The 22,365-nt window shown below is 76.5% G+C and carries 13 protein-coding genes and 2 tRNA genes; 12 read left to right on the top strand and 3 right to left on the bottom strand.

The features are described 5' to 3' along the window. Positions 1-69: 69 nt before the first annotated feature. The 3 genes from glgX to WDV86_RS02215 all read left to right on the top strand — a co-directional run bounded on the left by glgX (position 70) and on the right by WDV86_RS02215 (position 6,241). Positions 70-2,118: a glycogen debranching protein GlgX gene (glgX, locus tag WDV86_RS02225; RefSeq protein ID WP_339565961.1), complete on the top strand. Its 2,049-nt coding sequence runs from the start codon at positions 70-72 to the stop codon at positions 2,116-2,118. A 68-nt stretch (positions 2,119-2,186) separates the two neighbouring features. Next, complete coding sequence (locus tag WDV86_RS02220) at positions 2,187-3,620, top strand: 3' terminal RNA ribose 2'-O-methyltransferase Hen1 (RefSeq protein ID WP_339565960.1); 1,434 nt, start codon at positions 2,187-2,189, stop codon at positions 3,618-3,620. After that, complete coding sequence (locus WDV86_RS02215; RefSeq protein ID WP_339565959.1) at positions 3,617-6,241, top strand: polynucleotide kinase-phosphatase; 2,625 nt, start codon at positions 3,617-3,619, stop codon at positions 6,239-6,241. The genes WDV86_RS02220 and WDV86_RS02215 overlap by 4 nt, the downstream gene beginning before the upstream one ends. 75 nt (positions 6,242-6,316) lie before the next feature. On the opposite strand, the gene WDV86_RS02210 is transcribed toward WDV86_RS02215, so the two are convergent. Beyond that, the gene (locus tag WDV86_RS02210; RefSeq protein ID WP_339565958.1) at positions 6,317-8,359 is read right to left on the bottom strand and encodes a penicillin-binding transpeptidase domain-containing protein; all 2,043 of its coding nucleotides are present in this window, start codon (positions 8,357-8,359) and stop codon (positions 6,317-6,319) included. Positions 8,360-8,730: 371 nt separating this feature from the next. Here WDV86_RS02210 and WDV86_RS02205 point away from each other — a divergent pair, with 371 nt between their 5' ends. Beyond that, positions 8,731-10,242, top strand: a complete 1,512-nt coding sequence (locus WDV86_RS02205) for an LCP family protein (RefSeq protein WP_339565957.1) — start codon at positions 8,731-8,733, stop codon at positions 10,240-10,242. A 104-nt stretch (positions 10,243-10,346) separates the two neighbouring features. Here the strand turns inward: WDV86_RS02205 and WDV86_RS02200 are convergent. Then, positions 10,347-10,434, bottom strand: a tRNA-Ser gene (locus WDV86_RS02200). Positions 10,435-10,582: 148 nt separating this feature from the next. Here WDV86_RS02200 and WDV86_RS02195 point away from each other — a divergent pair. From WDV86_RS02195 to WDV86_RS02175, 5 genes are all read left to right on the top strand, one after another. Further along, a tRNA-Arg gene (locus WDV86_RS02195) sits at positions 10,583-10,655 on the top strand. A 373-nt stretch (positions 10,656-11,028) separates the two neighbouring features. Then, on the top strand, positions 11,029-11,382 hold the full coding sequence (locus WDV86_RS02190) for an STAS domain-containing protein (RefSeq protein WP_339565956.1): 354 nt from the start codon (positions 11,029-11,031) through the stop codon (positions 11,380-11,382). 206 nt (positions 11,383-11,588) lie between these two features. Further along, positions 11,589-13,832, top strand: coding sequence for an AbfB domain-containing protein (locus WDV86_RS02185; protein ID WP_339565955.1), 2,244 nt, complete (start codon positions 11,589-11,591; stop codon positions 13,830-13,832). A gap of 158 nt (positions 13,833-13,990) precedes the next feature. Continuing rightward, positions 13,991-14,962, top strand: coding sequence for an aldo/keto reductase (locus WDV86_RS02180; RefSeq protein WP_339565954.1), 972 nt, complete (start codon positions 13,991-13,993; stop codon positions 14,960-14,962). Between the two features lie 57 nt (positions 14,963-15,019). After that, positions 15,020-16,042 carry an aldo/keto reductase gene (locus WDV86_RS02175; protein WP_339565953.1) on the top strand — a complete coding sequence of 341 codons (1,023 nt, stop codon included), beginning with the start codon at positions 15,020-15,022 and terminating at the stop codon, positions 16,040-16,042. 4 nt (positions 16,043-16,046) lie between these two features. On the opposite strand, the gene WDV86_RS02170 is transcribed toward WDV86_RS02175, so the two are convergent. Further along, positions 16,047-16,724 (bottom strand): hypothetical protein, encoded by a 678-nt coding sequence (locus tag WDV86_RS02170; RefSeq protein WP_339565952.1) that lies wholly within the window; start codon positions 16,722-16,724, stop codon positions 16,047-16,049. Positions 16,725-16,985: 261 nt separating this feature from the next. Between WDV86_RS02170 and WDV86_RS02165 the strand changes: the two genes are divergently transcribed. The 3 genes from WDV86_RS02165 (at position 16,986) to WDV86_RS02155 (ending at position 22,046) form a co-directional block, all read left to right on the top strand. Beyond that, on the top strand, positions 16,986-19,385 hold the full coding sequence (locus WDV86_RS02165; protein WP_339565951.1) for a putative bifunctional diguanylate cyclase/phosphodiesterase: 2,400 nt from the start codon (positions 16,986-16,988) through the stop codon (positions 19,383-19,385). Between the two features lie 64 nt (positions 19,386-19,449). Beyond that, a complete protein-coding gene (locus WDV86_RS02160; RefSeq protein ID WP_339565950.1) occupies positions 19,450-21,213 on the top strand; it encodes a dihydroxyacetone kinase family protein in 1,764 nt (587 codons plus the stop codon). Continuing rightward, the gene (locus tag WDV86_RS02155; RefSeq protein WP_339565949.1) at positions 21,210-22,046 is read left to right on the top strand and encodes a triose-phosphate isomerase; all 837 of its coding nucleotides are present in this window, start codon (positions 21,210-21,212) and stop codon (positions 22,044-22,046) included. The genes WDV86_RS02160 and WDV86_RS02155 overlap by 4 nt, the downstream gene beginning before the upstream one ends. Positions 22,047-22,365 lie beyond the last annotated feature (319 nt).

Below are 22,365 nucleotides of genomic sequence, written 5' to 3'. Positions count from 1 at the left end.
ACGCTAATGGCGGGGCCGGGAGGCGTGCCAGGTCGCGAGGCGCCCTGCGGCGCCGCAGGATCGACCCCTGTGACCTCACCCCGCTCCCGCCCGTACCCCCTCGGCGCCACGTGGCGCGACGGCGTCCTCGACGTCGCCGTCTACTCCGAGACCGCCGACGCCGTCGAGGTCTGCCTGTTCGGCACCGCCGAGGAGCCCTCCGAGGAGCGGCGGGTCCGGCTCACCGAGCGGACCGGCCACGTCTTCCACGGCCTGGTCGACGACGCCGGCCCCGGCACCCGCTACGGCCTGCGCGTCCACGGGCCCTGGGACCCGGCGCAGGGCCTGCGGCACAACGCGCACAAGCTGCTGCTCGACCCCTACGCCCGCGCCGTCGAGGGCATGTGGGCCTGGGGCGAGGAGGTCTTCGGCCACCACCACGACGCGCCGGAGACGCTCAACGAGGCCGACTCGGCGGCGTCCTGCCCGCGCGGGGTCGTCGTCGACGACGACTTCGACTGGGGCGAGGACGCCCCGCCGCGCACCCCGATGGCCGAGACCGTCGTCTACGAGGTGCACGTCAAGGGCTTCACCCAGACCCACCCCGACGTGCCGGAGGAGATCCGCGGCACCTACGCCGGGCTCGCCCACCCGGCGGCGGTCGCGCACCTGCTCGACCTCGGCGTCACGGCCGTCGAGCTGCTGCCCGTGCACCAGTTCGCCCAGGACAGCCACCTGCTGCAGAAGGGCCTGCGCAACTACTGGGGCTACAACTCCATCGGCTTCTTCGCCCCGCACAACGAGTACTCCTCGGCCGGCGACGGCGGCGCGCAGGTCGCCGAGTTCAAGGCGCTCGTCAAGGCGCTGCACGCCGCGGGCCTCGAGGTGATCCTCGACGTCGTCTACAACCACACGGCCGAGGGCAACCACCTCGGGCCGACCCTCTCGCTCAAGGGCATCGACAACGCCTCGTCCTACCGCCTGGTCGAGGAGGAGCCCGAGCACTACTTCGACACGACCGGCACGGGCAACAGCCTCAACGTCGGCCACCCCTTCGCGCTGCAGCTCATCATGGACTCGTTGCGCTACTGGGTCACCGAGATGCACGTCGACGGCTTCCGCTTCGACCTCGCCACGACGCTCACGCGCCAGGACGGCGACGCCGAGAAGCACAGCGCCTTCCTCTCCCTCGTGCACCAGGACCCGGTGCTCGCGCGGGTCAAGCTCATCGCCGAGCCCTGGGACGTCGCCGGCTACCAGGTGGGCGGCTTCCCGGCGCGGTGGTCGGAGTGGAACGGGAAGTTCCGCGACGACGTCCGCGACTTCTGGCGCGGGGAGGACGGCGCGCTCGGCGCCCTCACCCAGCGGCTCACCGGCAGCCCCGACCTCTACGAGGGCGACGGGCGCTCGGCGCTGTGCAGCGTCAACTTCGTCACCGCCCACGACGGCTTCACGCTCGCCGACCTCACGATGTACGCCGAGAAGCACAACGAGGCGAACGGGGAGGACAACGCCGACGGCGAGAGCGACAACCGCAGCGACAACAACGGCGCCGAGGGTCCCACCGCGGACCGGGAGGTCGACGCCCAGCGGGACCGCCAGCGGCGCAACCTGATGGCGACGCTGCTGCTCTCGGCCGGCGTCCCGATGCTCCTCGGCGGCGACGAGATCGCCCGCAGCCAGGGCGGCAACAACAACGCCTACTGCCAGGACGACCCGATCTCGTGGTTCGACTGGGACGAGGCCGACCGCGAGCTGCAGGCCTTCACCGCCGAGCTCGTCACCCTGCGGCGCGAGAACGCCGTCCTGCGCCCGCGCTGGTACGGCGACGAGGGCCCGGGGACCCGCACGGTGGGCCTGCTGCGCGCCGACGGCGCCGCCATGCAGGCCGGCGACTGGGAGGACGCCGGCGCCAAGTCGATCGCCGTCCGCCTGTCCCCGGGCGAGGGGGCCGAGCCCGGCGCGTCCTTCCTGCTGCTGCTCAACGCGGCCGACGGCCCGGTCGACTTCACGGTGCCCGAGGCGCCGGGCGGGCGCTGGACGCTCGCGATCTCCAGCGACCCCGAGCAGGAGGTGGGCCGCGAGGTCGAGGAGCTCTTCGTCCGCGACCGCTCCTTCACCTTGCTGCGCTCGGCCTGAGAGGGCGCCGTCCGCCGTCTGCCACGAAGTCGGGCGACGGCGGACGGGGCGGCGGGCAGGATGACGGCGTGCTGCTCACACTCACGGCGACGTCGTCACCGGCCCTGCCCGACGCGAGCGACCTGGGCTACCTCCTGCACAAGCACCCCGCGCGGGTGCAGGGCGCGGACCTGCCGGTCGGGCGGGTGACCGTCTTCTACCCCGAGGCCTCGCCCGAGCGGTGCACGGCGGCGCTGCTGCTCGAGGTCGACCCGGTCGAGCAGGCCAGGGGTGCGGGGCGTCCGGGCTGGGCCCTGGGGCGCTACGTCAGCGAGCGCCCGTACGCCAGCTCCTCGGCGCTCGCGGTGGCGATGGCGCGGGTCCTCGCCACGGCGCTGCGCGGACGCTGCGACGCCCGCCCCGATCTGGTCGGCGCCGAGCTCGACCTCGATGCGCACGTGCCGGCCGCCGCGGCAACCGGCGCGGGCGGCGGCGGCGCAGACCTCGCCGAGCGCCTCTTCGCCCCGCTCGGCTGGCACGTCGACGCCGCGGCAGTGCCGCTGGACCCGCAGTTGCCGCGCTGGGGGGACGCCGGCGTCGTCGACCTGCGCCTGCGGGGCCGGCTGCGGCTGGCCGACGCGCTCACCCACCTGTACGTGCTGCTGCCCGTGCTCGCCGGCGCCAAGCACTACTGGGTCTCCGCCGAGGAGGTGGACAAGCTGCTGCGGGCGGCGGGGACGTGGCTGCCGCAGCACCCCGAGCGTGAGCTGGTGACCCGGCGCTACCTCGCGTCCCAGCGCTCCTACGTCGACGACGCCAGCGCGCGGCTGGCCGCGCTGGAGGGGGTGCCGGACGCCGACGACCCCGCCCCGGGCCGCTCGGCGCCGGAGGTCGACGGCGACGCGCCGCGTGCGCGTCCCCTCGCCGTCCTGCGGCGGGAGGCGGTGCTCGCGGAGCTGGAGCGGCTCGGGGCCGCGCGGGTCGTCGACCTCGGCTGCGGCGAGGGCGCTCTCGTCGCCGACCTCCTCGCCCGGCCGTGGGTGCGCGAGGTGGTCGGAGCCGACGTCTCCGCCGCCGAGCTGGACCGTGCGGCCCGGCGGCTGGACCTCGCGCGGATGCCGGACCGCCAGCGCGAGCGCGTCCGGCTGCTGCAGTCCTCGGCGACCTACCGCGACCGCCGGCTGGCCGGGTACGACGCGCTGGTGCTGGTCGAGGTGCTCGAGCACGTCGACGCCGAGCGGCTGCCGGCGCTCGAGCGCGCCGTCCTGGCCGCCGCCCGCCCACGCGCCGTCGTCCTCACCACGCCCAACGTCGAGCGCAACGCCGGCTACGGGCTGGCCGAGGGCCAGCGCCGTCACCCCGACCACCGTTTCGAGTGGACGCGGGCCGAGCTGGCCGCCTGGGCGCACCGGGTGGGACAGGAGCACGGGTACTCGGTGGCGCACAGCGGGATCGGCGACGACGACCCGCAGCACGGCCAGCCGACCCAGCTGCTCGTCCTCCAGCGGGAGGACGCCGCGTGAGCGGCGAGGGACCGGCCGAGCCGGCCGAGGCCCCGCGCGAGGCGCCCGTCCGCGAGCTGGCCGTCCCCGAGACCTCGCTGGTCGTCCTCGTCGGTGCCTCCGGCTCCGGCAAGAGCACCTTCGGTCGCGAGGCGTTCGGCCCCTACGAGGTGGTCTCCAGCGACGTCTGCCGCGGGATGGTCAGCGGCGACGAGAACGACCAGGCGGCGACGAAGGACGCCTTCGACCTGCTCTCGTACGTCGTCGCCAAGCGCCTGGCCGCGGGCCGGCTCACCGTCGTGGACGCCACCAACGTCCAGCGGGAGGCCCGGCGCCACCTCGTCGAGCTGGCCCGCGCCCACGACGTGCTCCCGGTGGCCGTCGTGCTCGACGTCCCCGAGCAGGTGTGCCTGCAGCGCAACGAGCTCCGCGCGGACCGGACCTTCGGCGCGCACGTCGTCCGGCGGCAGCGCGACCAGCTGCGTCGTTCGCTGCGGGGGCTGGGGCGCGAGGGGTTCCGCACCGTCCACGTGCTGCGCACGCCGGAGGAGGTGGCCGGCGCGCGCGTCGTGCGGACACGCCTGCTGGTCGACCGCCGGGACGAGCGCGGGCCCTTCGACGTCGTCGGCGACGTCCACGGCTGCCGCGCCGAGCTGGAGGCGCTGCTCGGGCGGCTCGGCTACACGCTGCTGCGCGACGAGAGGGGCCGGCCGGTCGACGCCGTGCACCCGCAGGGCCGCCGCGTGGTGCTGCTCGGGGATCTCGTCGACCGCGGCCCCGACTCCCCGGGCGTGCTGCGGCTCGCGATGGGCATGCACGCCTCGGGCACGGCGCTCGTCGTCCCCGGCAACCACGAGGCGAAGCTCGTCCGCGCGCTCTCGGGCGCGGAGGTCACCACGGGGCACGGCCTCGCGGAGACGCTCGCCCAGCTGGCCGCCGAGCCCGAGGACTTCCGGGTCGCGGTGCGCGAGTGGTGCCGCGAGCTGGTGAGCCACCTCGTGCTCGACGGCGGCGACCTCGTCGTCGCGCACGCGGGCATGACCGAGGCCTACGCCGGCCGGGCGTCGGGGCGCGTGCGCTCCTTCGCCCTCTACGGCGACACCACGGGCGAGACCGACGAGCTCGGGCTGCCCGTGCGCTACCCGTGGGCCCGCGACTACCGCGGCGCCGCGACCGTGCTCTACGGGCACACGCCGGTGCCCGAGCCGGAGTGGACGAACCGGACGATGTGCCTGGACACCGGCTGCGTCTTCGGCGGCTCGCTCTCGGCGCTGCGCTGGCCCGAGCGCGAGGTCGTGCAGGTACCCGCCGAGCAGGTCTGGTACGAGCCCGTGCGGCCGCTCGCCCCGCCGGGCGACCCGGGCGCGGAGGGCGCCGCGCAGGACCGCGGCGAGGACGAGCTCGACGTCGAGGACGTCCTGGGCCGCCGCGTCGTCGAGACGGCGCACCACGGACGGGTCTCGGTGCGCGCCGAGCAGGCCGCCGGGGCGCTGGAGGTGGTCAGCCGCTTCGCCGTCCACCCACGCTGGCTCGTGCACCTGCCGCCGACGACGGCCCCCGTCGCGACCTCCCGGCGCCCGGACCTGCTGGAGCACCCCGACGAGGCCTTCGCGGCCTACGCCGCCGAGGGGGTGGAGCAGGTGGTGTGCGAGGAGAAGCACATGGGCTCGCGGGCGCTCGTGCTCGTGGCCGCCGACCAGGAGGCGGCCACCACCCGCTTCGGTGCGCCGGTGGGGGAGACCGGCGCCGTCCTCACCCGGACCGGGCGGGCCTTCCTCCCGCGCCCGCTCGCGGAGGAGCTGCTCGGCCAGGTGCGCGCCGCCGCCACGCAGGCGGGCCTGTGGGAGGAGCTCGGGACGTCGTGGCTGCTGCTGGACTGCGAGCTGCTGCCGTGGACGGCCAAGGCCGAGGAGCTCGTGCGGGACTCCTACGCGGCCGTCGGCGCCGCCGCCCGGGCCCTGCTGCCGGCCGCGGCGCAGGTCCTGGAGACCGCGGCGGCGCGAGGGCTCGACGTCGGCGAGCTGCTCTCGCGCACCCGGGCGCGCCACCACGGGGCCGAGGCCTTCACCCGGGCCTACCGGCGGTACACCGGCGCCGACCACACGCCGGGATCGCTCGACGGCGTCCAGCTGGCGCCCTTCGCGCTGCTCGCGGCCGAGGGGCTCCTCGGTGCGACGCGCGACCACCTGCAGCACCTGGCGTGGGCCGACCGTCTCGTGGCGGCCGACCCGGTGCGGTTCCGGGCGACCCAGCGCGTCGTCGTCGACACCGGTGACGCGGCCTCGTGCGCCGCGGGCGTCGCCTGGTGGGAGGAGCTGTGCGCGGCCGGCGGCGAGGGCGCCGTCGTCAAGCCCGTCGTCGGGCTGCAGCGGGGGCCCCGCGGGCTCGTGCAGCCCGCGCTGAAGGTGCGGGGGCCGGAGTACCTCCGGCTGGTCTACGGCCCGGATTACCTGCTGCCCGAGCACCTCTCGCGGCTGCGCCAGCGCGACCTGGGCCGCAAGCGCTCCCTCGCCCTGCGCGAGCACGCCCTCGGCGTCGAGTCGTTGACCCGGCTGCTCGACCGCGAGCCGCTGTGGCGCGTGCACGAGGCGGCCGTCGCCGTCCTGGCCCTCGAGTCTGACCCGGTGGACCCGAGGCTGTAGCGCTGGGGCGGCGCGGCCCCTTGCGGCGACCGCCCGGCGGAGGCCTGGCGTCGACGCGCCGAGCAGGCGAGGGCGTCAGGGCTGGGCGGCCAGGCGCGTGAGGAGGTCGGCGACGACGGGCGCGGCGGCGGTGCTGCCGCGCTCGCCGCCCTCGACGACGACGGCGACGGCGACGCCCGCGCCGTCGGGTCCGGCCGGGCCCGTGCCGGGCTGGAAGGCGATCGTCCACGCGTTGGTCGGGAACCGGCCGTCCGGGCCGGCCTCCCCGACCTCGGCCGTGCCCGTCTTCGCGCCGACCGGCTCGCCCGGGACGTCGGCCAGCGCGCCGGCCGCCGTGCCCTCGCTGGCGACGAGACGCATGAGGTCGCGCACGACCGCGAGGTCGGCCACCGGCTCCGGCGGCGTCTGCCCCGCGGACGGCGCCGGGTCGAGCAGCAGCCGCGGCGCGACCCACGCGCCCCGCGCGATCGTCGCCGTGGCGACGGCCATGCCGGCCGGGCTCGCCAGCACCTGGCCCTGGCCGATCATCTCGGCGGCCCGCACGTCCGGCGTCGCCGCCTCCGGCACCTCGCCGGTGAAGACGGGCACGCCGAGGCCCCACCCGATCCCGAGGCCCATGGGCTCGGCCGCGGCGGCCAGCGCCCCGGCGTCCAGGTCGTCGGCGAGCGAGGCGAACGCCGTGTTGCACGACTGGGCGAAGTCCTGCGCGAAGGGCACCGGCCCCAGCTCGGCGTCGTCGGCGTTGACGAAGGTCCGCCCGTTCACCGTGATGGACGCCGGGCACGGGACCGTGTCGTCGGGGGAGAGGCCGGTGGCCAGCAGCGCCTGCGTCGAGACGGCCTTGAAGGTCGAGCCGGGGGCGTACCTGCCCTGCAGCGCCCGGTCCAAGCCCGACGCCGGCGCGGAGGAGACGGCGAGCAGGTCACCGCTCGCCGCGTCGACGACGACCAGCGCGCCCTGCCCGCCGCCTGGCGTCCCCGCCGCGAGCGCCTCGTCGGCCGCCACCTGCACGCCCTGGTCGAGGGAGACCTGGACGTCCTGGCCGTCGACGGCGTCGACCTCGTAGAGCACCTCGTCGGGGGCGTCGTCCGCCGACCCGCCGTCGCCCGACCCCGCGTCGCTCGCCCCGTCGTCGGTCGCGTCGTCGGCACCTCCGGGCACGCGGACGACCCGGGTCCCGGCGTCGCCGCCGAGCCGGCCCTCCTCCTGCAGCTGCAGGCCGGACAGGCCGACGGCGTCCCCGGCCGCGACCCGCCCGTCCGAGGCCTGGACGGCCTCGGCCGTCGCGTCGCCGACCGTCCCCAGCAGGGCGCGGGCGAAGTCCGTGGTCGGGGCCAGCGGCCGCTCGCCGGGCAGCACCTGGACGCCCGGCAGCGACCCGACGACGCCGGACACCGCGTCCCACGCCTCCTGCCGCAGGGTGATGACCGAGACCGCCTGCCCCTCCGGCGCGCTCACGACCCGCTCGGCGAGCGAGGCGGCGTCCACGCCGAGCTCTTCCGAGAGCTGCTGGGCCAGTGCCTCGGCGTCCCCGACCCGCGCCGGGTCGACCTGCACGTCGACCACGGGGCGGTCGACGACCAGCGGTGCGCCGTCCCGGTCGAGCACCGTGCCGCGCTCCGGTCGCACCCGGTCCAGCCGCAGCGCGTCGCCGTCGGTGAGCTCGGGGGCGACGACCGAGGCGGACCAGGTGGCGGTCCAGCCCGCGGCGTCGCGGTCGTCCCCGGTCGCCGTGAGCGGCAGGGTCGTCTCGCTCACCCAGGCCTCGGTCGTCCCCGGCAGGCTCCACCGCACCTCGAGGGTGGCCGCCGCCGTCTCCTCCTCGCGCTCGACGTCGACCAGCACGACGCCCGGCTGGCGCCCGCCCATGCCGGCGACGACGGGGGCGTAGGCCCTCGCGACGTCGTCGGCGGTGCCGCCGCCCTCAGGCTCGACCTGGGCCGGCGACGTCGGCCACGCGCCCCACCCGTCGACGACCGCCTGCGCGGCGGCGCGGGCGGCGGCGTCCCGCTCGGCGTCCGCCCGTCCGAGCAGGCCGACGACGCCCGCGGCGACGGCGGCCGCGGCCATCGTCCCCAGGAGGGCGATCAGGACGGTGCGACGGCGAGAGCTCTCCACGCCCGGGCACTGTGCCAGGTGCCGACGACAGCCCGCGCGCCGCGAGCAGGGCCCCGGAGAAGGGACCCGGAGGAGGGACCCGGAGAAAAGACCCGGAGCAAGGGCGGGGAGCCCGTCGCCCTCACCGCCGCTCTGCGCGAAGGCCGGTCACTCGAGGGCTTGTGCTCCAGGGTGAGGGCTCGCTGACCGATGCCCACGTAAGATCCGCTCGCGGCGAACCGTGGCCAGACGCCGAGGACCGCACCGCCGTGCCGGTGGCACGACGTGCTGGCGGCACGACCGTCGGGCGGCAGCACCCGCCGCAGCACTCCCGGAGAGCAGCACCGGGCCGAGCAAGACGCGACCACCGAGCCGAGAGGAGCCCAGCGAGGATGACCTCGAGCCGCAGGCCCGCCGGACGGCACGTGCGTCGCCGGACGACCGCCCAGCGCGTCGTCGCGACCGCGGGTGCCGTCGTCCTCGGCGCCGGCGTGGTCGGCGCCGCCGCCGCCGCGACCGTGGTCTCGCACCTCCAGGGCAACATCACGGCCATCGACGTCGACGCCGTGCTCGGCACCGACCGTCCGGACCGCCACGACGACGTCGAGGAGACCGAGCAGCAGCCGCAGCGCCAGACCCGGGCGTTGAACATCCTCGTCATGGGCTCCGACGACCGAGGAACCCTCGAGGACTCGGGCGCCTTCGGCGGCGACATCGGCGGCGGTGGCTCGGACACGACCCTCCTGGTCCACCTCGCCGCCGACCGCGAGAGCGCCGTCGCCGTGAGCATCCCGCGCGACTCGATGGTGCAGGTGCCCGAGTGCGGGACGCCCGAGGGCGCCACGCCCCGCACCCGCACGGCCATGTTCAACTCGGCGCTGGCCGAGGGAGGCCCGGCCTGCGCCATCGCGACCGTCGAGCTCAACACCGACGTGCGCGTCGACCACTTCGCCGTCGTCGACTTCGACGGCTTCCAGGCCATGGTCGACGCCCTCGGCGGCGTCGAGGTCTGCCTGCCCGAGGCGGTGGTCGACCCCAAGAGCCACCTGGACCTGCCCGCGGGCGTCAGCCGCGTGTCCGGCGACCAGGCCCTCGCCTACGTCCGCGCCCGCTACAACATGCCGGGCGCCGAGGGCAGCGACATCGGCCGGATCGGCCGCCAGCAGCAGTTCCTCTCCTCCGTCGTCCAGGAGGTCACGAGCGCCGGCGTCCTGCTGCGCCCGGACCGGCTCGTGCGCTTCCTCGACGCCGCGACCAGCTCCTTGACGACCGACCCCGCGCTCGCCAGCATGTCCGAGCTCACGTGGCTGGCGCAGAGCGCCTCGGGCCTGCGGCCGGCGGACATCAGCTTCGTGACCGTCCCCTTCGAGGAGTACGCGCCCGACCCCAACCGGCTGCAGTGGGCGCCGGAGGCGGACGCGCTGTGGGAGAGCATCCGCACCGACTCCCCGCTGCCCGGCAGCGAGCCGGAGCCCGAGCCGGCGGAGACGGCCCGGGTGGGCCCGGCGCTCACGGTGAGCCCGGCGGACATCACCGTCGAGGTCTACAACGGCAGCGGCGAGGGCGGCCGGGCCGGCGAGGCCCAGGAGGACCTGCGGCTGCAGGGCTTCACCGTCCCCGTCGCCGGCAACGCCGAGGCGGGCGTCCTCGACGGCGTCCGCGTCACCTACGCCACGGGCGAGGAGGACGCCGCGGAGACCGTCGCCGCCGCGTTCCCGGGCGCCAACGTGGTGGAGGATCCGGCCCTGTCCGGTGACGTCGTCGTCGTCACCCTCGGGACGGGCGCCCCCCACGTCGTCGAGGTGCCGAACCGCCTCGGCGACCAGCCGCTGCCCGACCGGGCCGAGCCCGAGCCGGGCCCGACCATCGAGGCCCGCTCCGGCGCCGACGACATCTGCGGCTGAGCGATCGGCCGGTCGGCCCCCGCCGCTGGTGGCCGCCGCCGAGCCCCCTTCGCGGCCCGGACACGAGCAGCGCACGTCCCGGGGGACGTGCGCTGCTCGGTGAGCGGAGGCGGCGGGATTTGAACCCGCGATGGGGTATCACCCCAAACCCGCTTAGCAGGCGGGCGCCATAGGCCACTAGGCGACGCCTCCACCCGCGAGCGTACAGACGACGGCCGCGGGCAGGCAAAGCGCTCGCCGCGTCCCCGACCGGAGCACCTGCGCGAGCGGCCGTCACCGGAAGCGATTTCGGCTGCCGCGCACGAGCGGGTACGCTCGGCCCCGCCTCAGCACGAGGCCTGCGCCCGTAGCTCAACGGATAGAGCATCTGACTACGGATCAGAAGGTTGGGGGTTCGAGTCCCTCCGGGCGCGCTCGTTGAGACAGCGACGACGACACCCCTGCCGGCAGACGTGCCGGCAGGGGTGTCGTCGTCTGGGCCCCTCACCGCTGCCTGTGCTGCTGGCGCCCGACCGGGGACGCGTCGCCGGGTCCCCGGCGACGACCCACCCGGCTGGGCGTCCCCGGTCGGAACGTCACGAGGACGTCGGGAGGTCAACGGCCCACGGGGCCGGCCGAGGGCAGCGGAAGGCCAGGGCGACCGGAAGAGGCCCCTCCCGCGGGCGGAGGGTGGACGTTACGGTGGGCGCCGGCGCCGCCACGGCGAGCCGCCGGCCATGGTCGGGGAAGACGGCCGGGGGCATGGCCGGGGAGCGACGGACCGGCGGACCGACCACGGGAGACCTGATGACGAGCACCTCACCACGCGAGGACCAGGGCGTGGTCCTCGCCGTGCCCGAGGAGTCGCTCCTGGTGCTGCGCGGCGACGTCGACCTGTCCTCCGTCGAGCACTTCGACCGGCGTCCTGCCGACGACCTCGCGTGGGTCCGCCGCATCGACGTCAGCGAGGTCACCTTCATCGACACCCAGGGGCTCGGCCTCCTGCTCCGGGTGGCCGCCCCCCGCGGCCGGCCGGCCCCGGAGCAGCGCCCGCAGCTCGCCGGCGCCACGCCGCAGGTCGCCCAGCTCCTGGAGATGCTCGGCGTCCAGGACCTCTTCGAGCCCGTCCCCGGCCCCGGGGCGACCGACGCCCCTCGCTGAAATACCCGGCTGTCCCGTCGTCGGTCCCGCTCGCCGCTGCTGAGGTCGCGCTCGGTGACCACGCTGAGCCCTTCCCGCGACGCGGTGACTACATGACGTAGTTCTTCCGGACCATCTTGTCGCCGCACATTTGTGCTGGCTGTACGTGACTCCATAGCGTCACCGCGGCGCCGCCACCCGGGCCCGCCGAGGACCTTGGAGCTGACGTGGCGCCGCTGACGAGTGCCCCCATCCCCGCCGGCGGACCGGACGCCGGCCACCGCCCACCCACGCGCCGCTCGGCGCTGCTGGGCATGGGCCTCGGCCTGGGCGTCTGCCTCGCCGGCGCAGGCGGTCTCGGCCTCGCGACGGCGCGCCGGGCCGGCGCCGCGGCACCGGGCACCTACGCGGTCGGCTCCACGCCGGTGCAGCTCAACCAGGCCTCGGACCCCGGCATCGGCATGCTCGCACCGAGCGCCGACGCCGCCGACCGCGGCATGTTCGGCCCCCAGGTGGCCTGGCCCCTCATCCCCCTGCACGTGCAGGTCTCGCGCACCGGCCACCTCACGACGTGGGGCTCACCGCTGGACGCGGCGCGCCAGGGCGGCACCTCCTACGACGACTGGGACGTGGCCGCCGGCTCGGGCCGGGGCGCCCACACCTCGACGCCGTCGATGCACCGCTACGACAGCTTCTGCAACGGGCAGATGACGCTGGCCGACGGTCGGATCGTCATGGTCGGTGGCAACTCGACGCAGATGACGATGTTCTACGACCCCGTCACCAAGGCGCAGACCATGGGCGCCAACCTCATCTACCAGCGCTGGTACGGGACGACGCTGCGCCTGCCCGACGACCGCCTCCTCGTCCTCGGGGGCGCCGACTACTACAACACCCGCGCCTACGAGCGCCCCACCGTCACCACCGGCGTCGCGATCACCCCCGAGATCGGTGACGGCACCCGGCCCTGGACCGCCCTGACCGGGGCCAGGAGCACCATGGCCTTCGGGCCGCAGGACAACCGCTGGTGGTACCCCCGTGCCTACAACGGACCGGACGGCCGGGTGCTCGGGACCTCCGGGGACCAGGTGTGGCGGCTGTCCACGTCCGGCAACGGCTCGGTGACCCAGGTCGGGACGCTGCCCTTCAACCCGAAGATCTCCGGCTCGCAGGTGATGTACGCCCCGGGGATGGTCCTCGTGGCCGGCGGCGGCCAGCCGTTCAACGAGGACAGCTCGACGGCGACCCGCGCGGCGGCGGTCGTCGACGCCTCCGGGCGCAGCCTGCGGATCCGCACCACCGGCTCGATGGCCGAGAACCGCAACTGGCTCAACCTCACCGTGCTCCCGACCGGCGAGGTGCTGGCCAACGGCGGCACCCGCGTCGGCACCCACGGCGGCGAGACGAACTCCGTCAAGCAGGCGGAGATCTGGGACCCGGCCCGGGGGACGTGGCGGCCCGCCGCGAGGGCGGCGCGCACCCGGACCTACCACTCGGTCGCCGTGCTCATGCCGAGCGGCGCCGTCTTCACCGGCGGCGGCGGGATCCCCGGTCCGGAGGACAACCTCAACGCCGAGCTGTACTACCCGCCGCACCTGTTCACCCGAGGCGGTGACGGGGTGGTGCGCTGGGCCTCCCGGCCGGCCATCACGGCCATCTCCGGCTCGGCGACGCACGGCGGACGCCTGTCCCTGACGATCGGGGACGGGCGCGCCGTCCGCTCGGCGTCCCTCATCACCGCCGGCAACGTCACGCACAGCATCAGCACGGACCAGCGGCGCGTGCCGCTCTCGGTCCGCCAGAGCGGCGCGACCGTGACGGCGACCCTGCCGAGCTCGGTCAACGCCCTGCCGCCGGGGGACTACCTGCTCACCGTCGTCGACACCGCCGGCGTCCCCTCCGCCGCCCAGCTGCTCACGATCCGCCGCGGCGCCGCCGGCCTCGTCACGGTCGGCAGCGCCTCGCAGGTGCAGGGCGGGGGGACCCCACCGGCGCCGCCGACCGGCACGGTGCCGCTGACCCCGGGCCGGGCCGTGGGCCTCGAGGCCTCGAACTACCCCGGCTACCGCGTGCAGCACGAGAGCTTCGGTGCCGTCCTGCGCCAGGCCGGCGAGGGCAGCAGCGCCGTGGTCAAGGCGGGCACCACCTGGGTCGTGCGGGCCGGGCTGGCCTCGGCCGACGGCGTCTCGTTCGAGTCGGTCGACTGGCCCGGGCACTTCCTGGCGGCGCCGGCCGGCACCGCCGGCGCGCTCGTCATGGCCCGTGGCGACGGCAGCGCCGCCTTCGCGGGCCGGGCGACGTACGCGGCCGTCGCGGGCGCGACCGGACAGAACACCTCCTTCCAGGTGTGGCGCGACCGCTCCCTGCAGCTGCGGCACCGCGACTTCAGGCTCTTCGCCGAGGCGCTCGACGGCTCGGCCGGCACTCGGGCCGACGCCACCTTCGTCGTGCGGGCCGGCCTGGCGCCCTGAGGCGACGGCCGGGCCGGGAGGCGGGCGCCGGCGTGCGCCGGCCCGTCCGACGTGGTCGGCTGCTGGGCGTCGCGGGACCGCGGCGCCCAGCACCCCGCCAGGCGGGCTGCCGGGCCGAGGTCCGGCGCGGCACCAGGTGACGGCGTCAGGAGGACGGCATGGAGTACGTGCGGCTCGGCTCGAGCGGCCTGGAGGTCTCGCGGATCGCCCTGGGGTGCATGAGCTACGGCGTCCCCGAGCGCGGTGGGCACCCGTGGTCGATGCCCGAGGAGGAGAGCCGGGCGTCGATCCGCCGGGCCCTGGAGGCGGGTGTCACTTTCTTCGACACCGCCAACGTCTACTCCGACGGCACGAGCGAGGAGATCGTCGGGAAGGCGCTGCGCGACATGGCCTCTCGCGACGACGTGGTCATCGCGACCAAGGTGCACGGCCGGATGCGCCCCGGGCCCAACGGCGCGGGGCTCTCGCGGCGGGCCATCCTCGCCGAGGTCGACCACAGCCTGCGGCGCCTGGGCGTCGACCACGTCGACCTCTACCAGATCCATCGTTTCGACCCCGCGACGCCGGTCGAGGAGACGATGGAGGCGCTGCACGACGTCGTGCGCGCCGGCAAGGCCCGCTACCTCGGGGCCTCGTCGATGTGGGCCTGGCAGTTCCAGCTGATGCAGCGGGCCGCCGAGCGCGGCGGCTGGACGCCCTTCGTGACGATGCAGGACCACTACAACCTGCTCATGCGCGAGGAGGAGCGCGAGATGCTCCCCTACTGCGAGGCCACCGGCGTGGGCACGCTGCCGTGGAGCCCGCTGGCCCGCGGCCGGCTCGCCCGGCCCTGGGACTCGACCACCGACCGCAGCGGCACCGACGAGTTCGGCAAGGACCTCTACCGCGACGACGACGGCCGCATCGTCGACGCCGTCGCGCAGGTGGCCGCCGAGCGCGGCGTCCCGCAGGCCCAGGTCGCCCTGGCCTGGGTGCTGCGCCGCCCGGCGGTGACGGCGCCCGTCGTCGGGACGACGAAGGACCACCACCTCGACGACGCCGTCGCCGCCGTCGACCTGCGGCTCTCCGACGAGGAGGCGGCGCTCCTGGAGGAGCACTACACGCCGCGGGAGAACGCCGGCTTCGCCTGAGCCGCCGGGCGTCTCGGCACGAGAAGACCAGACCCACCCACCACGAGGAGCACCGCGATGGAGCACCGCCCCCTCGGCCGCAGCGGCCTGGCCGTCTCGACCTACTCGCTCGGCACCATGACCTTCGGCGCGGAGGCCGACGAGGCCACCAGCCACCGGATGACGTCGCAGTACGTCGACGCCGGCGGCGTCGTCCTGGAGACGGCCGACGTCTACGCGGGTGGGCTGTCGGAGTCGGTCGTGGGCCGCTGGCTGGCGGCGCAGGGCTCACGCACCCGCGACCGCGTCGTCCTCGCCACGAAGGGCCGCTTCCCCTCCCGCGGGGTGGAGCCGCGCGACGCGGGAGGCTCCCGGCGCAACCTGCGGCGCTCGCTGGAGCGCTCCCTGCGGCGCCTGGGCGTCGACCACGTCGACCTCTACCAGGTGCACGCCTACGAGCAGGTCACCCCGATGGAGGAGACCGCGGGCTTCCTCGAGGACGCCGTCCGCTCGGGCATGGTCGGCTACGCGGGCCTGTCCAACTACACCGGGTGGCAGACGGCCACGATGGTCGCGCTGGCAGCCGGGCGCTTCCCGCTCGTCAGCCACCAACCGCAGTACAACCTGCTCGTCCGCGAGACCGAGTACGAGATCGTCCCCGCCTGCCGGGCAGGTGGTCTCGGGCTGCTGCCGTGGAGCCCCCTCGCCGGCGGCTGGCTCACCGGCAAGTACCGGCGCGACGCCCGGCCCACCGGGGCGACGCGCCTCGGCGAGGACCCCGGGCGCGGCATGGAGGCCTACGGCCCGCGCAGCGCGCGCGAGCAGACGTGGGAGGTCCTGGCGGCGCTGGGCGAGGTCGCCGAGGCCCGCGGCGCGACGATGGCCCAGGTCGCGCTGGCGTGGCTGCACGACCGGCCCGGCGTCGCGTCGGTGGTCCTCGGCGTCCGCACGCCCGAGCAGCTCGAGGGCAACCTCGGGGCCGTCGGCCTCCACCTGGACGAGGCCGAGACGGCCCGGCTGGAGGAGGCCAGCGCCCCGACCCCGGCCGACTACCCCTACGGCCCGGCCGGCGTCGCCCAGCGCACCCGGGCGCTGGGCTAGCTCCTCACCGCAGCGCCTCGGCGCAGAACTCGGGCGCGCGCAGGGCGGAGTAGCGGTCCCCGCAGGTCAGGCCGAAGTCCTCGTAGTCGCTGCCCGGCTCGGCGGTGGCGTACAGCTCGTCGCAGGCCACGCCGTCGCCCTCGCCGCACCGGTCCCACAACCGGTCCAGGACGTCGTCGTCGCCGTAGCGGCTCCCCTCACGGGCCGGTGCAAGGGCCTCGAGGTCCTCGTCCTCGCACCACCCGGACGCCGCCGAGCCCGACAGGCGTCCACCGCAGGTCCAGCCGAAGTCCTCGTACTCGGTGCCAGTGCCCGAGGAGTAGTAGAGGTCGTCGCAGGCGATCCCGTCGCCGGCCTCGCAGTCGTCCCAGTACGCGTCGAGGACGGGGTTGTCGCCGTAGGCCTCGCCCTCCTCGACGCCGAGGAACCCGCCCTCCCCGGCCAGGGCGTCCGCCGCGCGGGCGACCCCCCACAGCGCGGCGGCGAGCAGGCCGAGCAGGACGAGGACGCCCGCGACGAGGGCGAGCACCAGCGGCCAGCGGCGCCGTCCTCCCGCCGCGACCGGTCCCGTCATGGTCCTGCCGTGGCCCGCGGGCGGACCGCCCTGGGCTCCGGCCTCCGGCGGCCGCTCGCCCGGGCGCGCGTCGGGGGTGGGGGCGGCCCACGGGTCGGTCGTGCTCATGCGGGCTCCTCTGCCGGGCGGCGCCGTCGCGGCGCAGCCGGACCACACCACACCCGGCACGGTCCTGTCCGGCGAACGGGCCGTCCGTCACCTCTCCGGGCCCCTCCCGCCCGTCCTCGGACCTCCTGCGGGGCCGAGCGGGTGGAGGGGCAGCCAAGATCCAGGAGGTGGCCGCCCGGGCGGTCAGAGCCGCCAGGCCCCGGCCGAAGGAGGGGAGGACGGCTGCGACGGGTGGCCGCCGGGCGAGGTCGGAGGTGTGCCGTGGCTGCGCGGGTGCGCCGGGTCCTCGAGCGCCACGGGGTCGACGTGGCGCTCCTCGTCGTCGTGGTCGTCGCCGTCGCGTTCGCCGGGGCGGTGCTCGTGCTGCCCCGCGCCGGCGCGCCGGCGGCGTCCTCCGTGCTGCTCGTCGGCTCCGGCTGGGCCGCGGTCGCGGCCGTCGCCGTCGGCGTCGCGCGCCACCGTCCGCAGCGGCGCCTGCCGTGGCTCGCCTTCGCCGGCATGCTGGCGTGCTGGGCGAGCGCCCACACGCAGGCGGTGACCGGCGCCCTCGGCCCCCTGCGGCCCGGCGTCCTGCTCGTCACGGGGCAGGTCATCGGTGCCGCCCTCGTCGCCGGGCTCTTCGCGCGGCAACGGGCGCGCGGGCCGGCTCGACCCCGGGGCGGGCGGTGGTCGCGCGCAGGGGGACGCCTGGACGTCGTCATCCTCCTGACGACGACGGCGCTCGTGCTCGCCCAGGCCCTCGCGCTGCTGCTGCGCGACGGCGCCTGGGAGCAGGCGGGGCGCGGCGCGACGGCCGGGGCGGACGTCCTGCTCCTCGCCCTGGTCACCCGCTTCGTGCTGACCCGGGCCTACCTCCCCGCGGCGACGAGGCTCCTCGTGCTCGGCGCCCTGCTGAGCCTGGGCTACCACCTCGTCGAGGTCTCGACCCTCGAGCCGCCTGGCGCCGGCGGGCCCGACGCGGCGGTGGCGGTCGCCGCGTTCTGCCTCCTCGCCGGGGCCGCCCTGCTGCCGTCCATGACGTGCGCGCTGGACCTGCGCGGCCACACGGCGCGCAGGCCCGCCTCGGCCCAGCTGCTCGGGCTGGTGCCCGTCGTCGTCGCCGCGCCGCTGCTGTGGTCGGTGGGGAGCTCCCTCGGCGTCACCGGCCTCCCGACGGGCGTCTTCGTCTGCGCGGGAGCGCTGGTCGCGGCGCTCGGGATGCTGCGGGGCGTCGTCGCCCTGCGCGCCAGCGAGTGGGCCGCCGGGCACGACGAGCTGACCGGCCTGCCCAACCGCCGCGGGCTGGCCGCCGCCTTCGACGACCGGCTGCGCGACCCACGCGGCCTCGTCCTGTGCCTCGTCGACCTCGACGACTTCAAGGCGGTCAACGACACCCACGGGCACGAGGTCGGCGACGAGCTGCTCGTCGCGGTGGGGGACACGTTGCGGGCGTCGGCCGGACGCGACGCCGTCGTCGCCCGCCTCGGCGGGGACGAGTTCGTCGTCCTCCTGCGCGCCACCCCCGAGGCCCCGCCGTGCGGTGAGCCGCCGGGCGGGCCTCCTCGGTCCGTCGCCGACGCGACGCCCGCCCGCGTGCTCGCCGCGCTGCAGCGCCCCGTGCACGTCGCCGGCCTGGAGCTGCGGACCAGCGCGAGCGTCGGCGTCGTGCGCGTCGTCGCGCCGTCCTCGCTGCCGCAGGCGCTGACCCGCGCCGACATCGCCATGTACGCGGCGAAGGCGGCCGGCAAGGACGGCGTGACGACCTACCGGCCCCGGATGCGCGCGCTCGTGCAGCGGCGCCAGCGGCTCGCCGAGGACCTCAGGCTGCTGCTCGAGGGGGCGCCCGCGGCGCGGGTCGGCCGGCTGGTGCCGCACCACCAGCCGCTGGTCGGCCTGGAGAGCGGCCAGGTGGTCGGCTCGGAGGCGCTCGTGCGCTGGCACCACCCCCACCTCGGCCTGCTGCCGCCGTCGGACTTCCTCGACGTCGTCCGCGAGGGCGGTCGGGAGGTGGACCTGGACGCCCTCGTGCTCGACGCGACGCTCGCGCAGGTCGGCTCGTGGCGGCGGCTGGGCCTGCAGCCGGTGCCCGTGAGCGTCAACGTGACGGCGGCGACGCTGCTCGACGGCCGGCTCGACGTGCGGGTGGCGCGCGCGCTGCGCCGCCACGACGTCCCCGCCGGGCTGCTGCGGCTGGAGATCACCGAGCACGAGCAGGTGCCCGAGTCGGTCGAGGTCGCGCGCATGCTCGACCGGCTGGTGCGCACCGGGGTGCGCCTCAGCCTCGACGACTTCGGCGTCGGGTACACGTCGTTGACCTACCTGCAGCGCTTCCCGATCTCCCTGCTCAAGCTGGACCGCTCGCTCGTCATCGCCAGCCAGGACGACCTGCAGCTGCTGACGGGCATCGCGGCCATGGCGCGGGCGCTGGACCTGGACGTGCTGGCCGAGGGCGTCGAGACCCCCGAGCAGCGAGAGCGCCTCGTCGGCCTCGGCATCCACTACGGGCAGGGCTTCCTCTTCTCGCCGGCCCTGACCGCCGAGGACCTGGCGGCGCTCCTGCCGCCGTCACCGCGAGGAGCCCGCGGGTCCTCGCCGCGGGCGGGCGGCCCGGTCGGGGACGCCGCACCACCGGCGCAGCGCGGGGCGTCACCTCGGCAGGTCGCGCACCGACCAGTCCTATAGGATCCGGCGGGCCGCGCCGTTGCGACTCCGCTCCGGCGTCCTCGACGGACCGACGGAGGTCCCCATGACGCTGCTCGTCAACGACCCGGACCGCTTCGGCGCCGAGGCGGTGGACGGGCTCGTCGCCGCCCACCCCGCCCACCTGCGCCGCTGCCGGGGCGGCGTCGTCCGCGCCCGGCCCGGTGGCGAGGGGGCGGTCTCGCTCGTCGTCGGCGGGGGCAGCGGCCACTACCCCGCCTTCGCCGGGTGGGTCGGCGAGGGCTTCGCCGCGGGAGCGGCCTGCGGCGGCGTCTTCGCCTCGCCGTCGGCCTCCCAGATCCGCGCCGTGGCCAGGGCCGCCGGCACGGGCGGTGGTGTCCTTCTCGGCTACGGCCGGTACGCCGGCGACGTCCTGCACTTCGGCCTGGCCGCGGAGATGCTGCGCAGCGAGGGCGTCGACGTGCGCGAGATCGCGATCGCCGACGACGTCGCCTCGGCCCCGCCCGAGGAGTCCCACCGGCGGCGCGGCATCGCCGGCGACCTCGTCGTCCTCAAGGTCGCCGGGGCGGCGGCCGAGGCCGGGCTGCCGCTGGACCAGGTCGAGGCGCTGGCCCGGCGCGCCGACGCACGGACGAAGACCCTCGGCGTGGCCATGTCGGGGTGCACGCTGCCGGGTGCCGCGGAGCCGCTCTTCACCGTGCCGCAGGGGCGGATGGGCATCGGCCTCGGCATCCACGGCGAGCCCGGGCTGGAGGAGCGGGAGCTGGGGAGCGCTGACGAGGTCGCCGACCTGCTCGTCGACGGCGTCCTCGCCGAGCAGCCCGGGCGGGAGGAGGGCCCCACCGGGTACGCCGGGCGCGTCGCCGTCCTGCTCAACGGGCTCGGCGGGGCGGGCCGCGAGGAGCTGCTCGTGCTCTACCGCCGCGTCGACGAGCGGCTGCGCGACGCCGGGCTCACGACCGTCCGGCCCGAGGTCGGCGAGCACGTGACGAGCCTGGACATGACCGGGGTGTCGTTGACGGTCGCCTACCTCGACGAGGAGCTGGAGGAGCACTGGCGCGCGGCCTGCGACGCACCGGCCTACCGCCGGCCCGCGGTGGCGGCCGACGTGGAGGCGCCGGATCCGGTGGCCGACGAGGACGAGGACGGGTCGGTGCCCGAGGCCTCCGAGGACTCGCGCGCGGCGGCCGCCCGGGTCGCCGACGGCGTCGAGGCGGCCCGTGACGTCGTGCTCGCGGCCGCCGACCGCCTCGGCGAGGTCGACGCCGTCGCCGGGGACGGCGACCACGGCATCGGGATGGCGCGGGGGATGCGGGCGGCGGCGGAGGCCGCCCGCTCGACGGCGGACGCGGGTGCCGGCGCGGGCACGACGCTCGTGCGCGCCGGCGAGGCGTGGGCCGAGGGCGCCGGGGGCACCTCCGGGGCGCTGTGGGGGGCGGCCCTGACGGCGGCCGGGACCTCGCTCGGCGACGAGCGGACGCCGGGCGGCGACGACGTCGCGGCGGCGGTGCGGGCCGGCGTCGAGGCGGTGCTGCGCCTGGGCGGCGCGCAGGTCGGCGACAAGACGATGGTCGACGCGGTCGTGCCCTTCGTCGAGGCGCTCGAGGGCCCCGGCGAGGACGCGCCGCTGGCACGGTGGCGCGGCGCGGCGCAGACGGCGGCGCAGGCGGCGCAGGACACGGCCGGCTCCGCAGCCTCGCTCGGCCGGGCCCGCACGCACGGCGAGCGCAGCGTCGGCACGCCCGACGCGGGCGCGCTGTCCTTCGGGCTCGTCGTGCGCGCCGTCGTGGGGGACGTGCGCCCGGACGACGCCGCCGCGGCGGCGGGCGCTCAGGGCGGCCCCCGATGAGCGAGGCGACGGGGGCGGCTGCCGCGCAGCCCGTCCCGCTGCCGCCCCAGGGGGTCCGGTGGGTGGGCACGAGCTGGAAGATGACCAAGACGCGCGCCGAGGGGCTCGCGTGGGCGCGCGGGCTCGTCGACGGGCTGGTCGAGCGGGGCCTCGGCCCCGGTGCGGGCGCCAGCGGCGTAGCAGCGGCTGCGCCGCAGGTCTTCGTGGTGCCGCCGACGACGGCGCTGGCCGAGGTGGCGGGCCTGCTGCGCGAGCACGCGCCCGAGGTGCTCGTCGGGGCGCAGGACGCGCACTGGGAGGACGCCGGCGCCTGGACGGGTGAGGTGTCGGTGCCGCAGGTCGCCGACGCCGGGGCCCGGCTCGTCGAGCTCGGGCACTCCGAGCGGCGAGAGCACTTCGGGGACAGCGACCACCGGGTGGCGCTCAAGGTCCGGGCGGCGCTGCGGCACGGCCTCGTGCCGCTGCTGTGCGTGGGGGAGCCGACGGCGGTGCGCACCGGCGGCGGTCACGTCGAGCACGTCGTCCGGCAGGTGCGCCAGGTGGTCGACACGCTGCCCGACGAGCAGGCGGCCCGCGTCGTCGTCGCCTACGAGCCGGTCTGGGCCATCGGCTCCGCCGGGCGCCCGGCGCGGCCCGAGGAGGTCGCCGAGGTCGTCGAGCCGCTCGTCGCCGAGGTGGGCGGGCGGGTCGCGGGCGTCCTCTTCGGCGGGTCGGTGGACCAGGCCGGCGCCCCCGACCTGCTCGCCGTCCCCGGTGTCGACGGCCTCTTCGTCGGCCGCGCCGCTTGGGACGTCGACGGCTTCCTCGCCCTGCTCGACCTCGTCCGCGCCTGACGCCTGCGTCGCACCCGGCGCCCCACGGACCCGGCCGACGCCCTTCCCGGCACGTCGTCGTCGACGTGCCGGGAAGAGGCGTCGATCTCTGGCAGGTAGTCGTCGACGTGCCGGGGGCGACGAGGCCCGCGGGCGCCGGGTGACGGCGTCCGCGGGCCCCTGCGGCCGTCCGGCGGGTCGGCGTCAGTGCGGGCTGTGCGAGCCCTCGCCCTGGACGTCCTGCCGCTCCTCGGAGTGGTCCCCGCTCCAGAGCACGTGGTAGGTGCCCTCGGCGTCGACCCGCCGGTAGGTGTGGGCGCCGAAGAGGTCCCGCAGGCCC

Source organism: Pseudokineococcus sp. 1T1Z-3, assembly GCF_037482365.1.
Classification (GTDB): domain Bacteria; phylum Actinomycetota; class Actinomycetes; order Actinomycetales; family Quadrisphaeraceae; genus Pseudokineococcus.
Note: the sequence above shows the minus strand (reverse complement) of the source record. Positions and strands in the feature narration are given on the sequence as shown.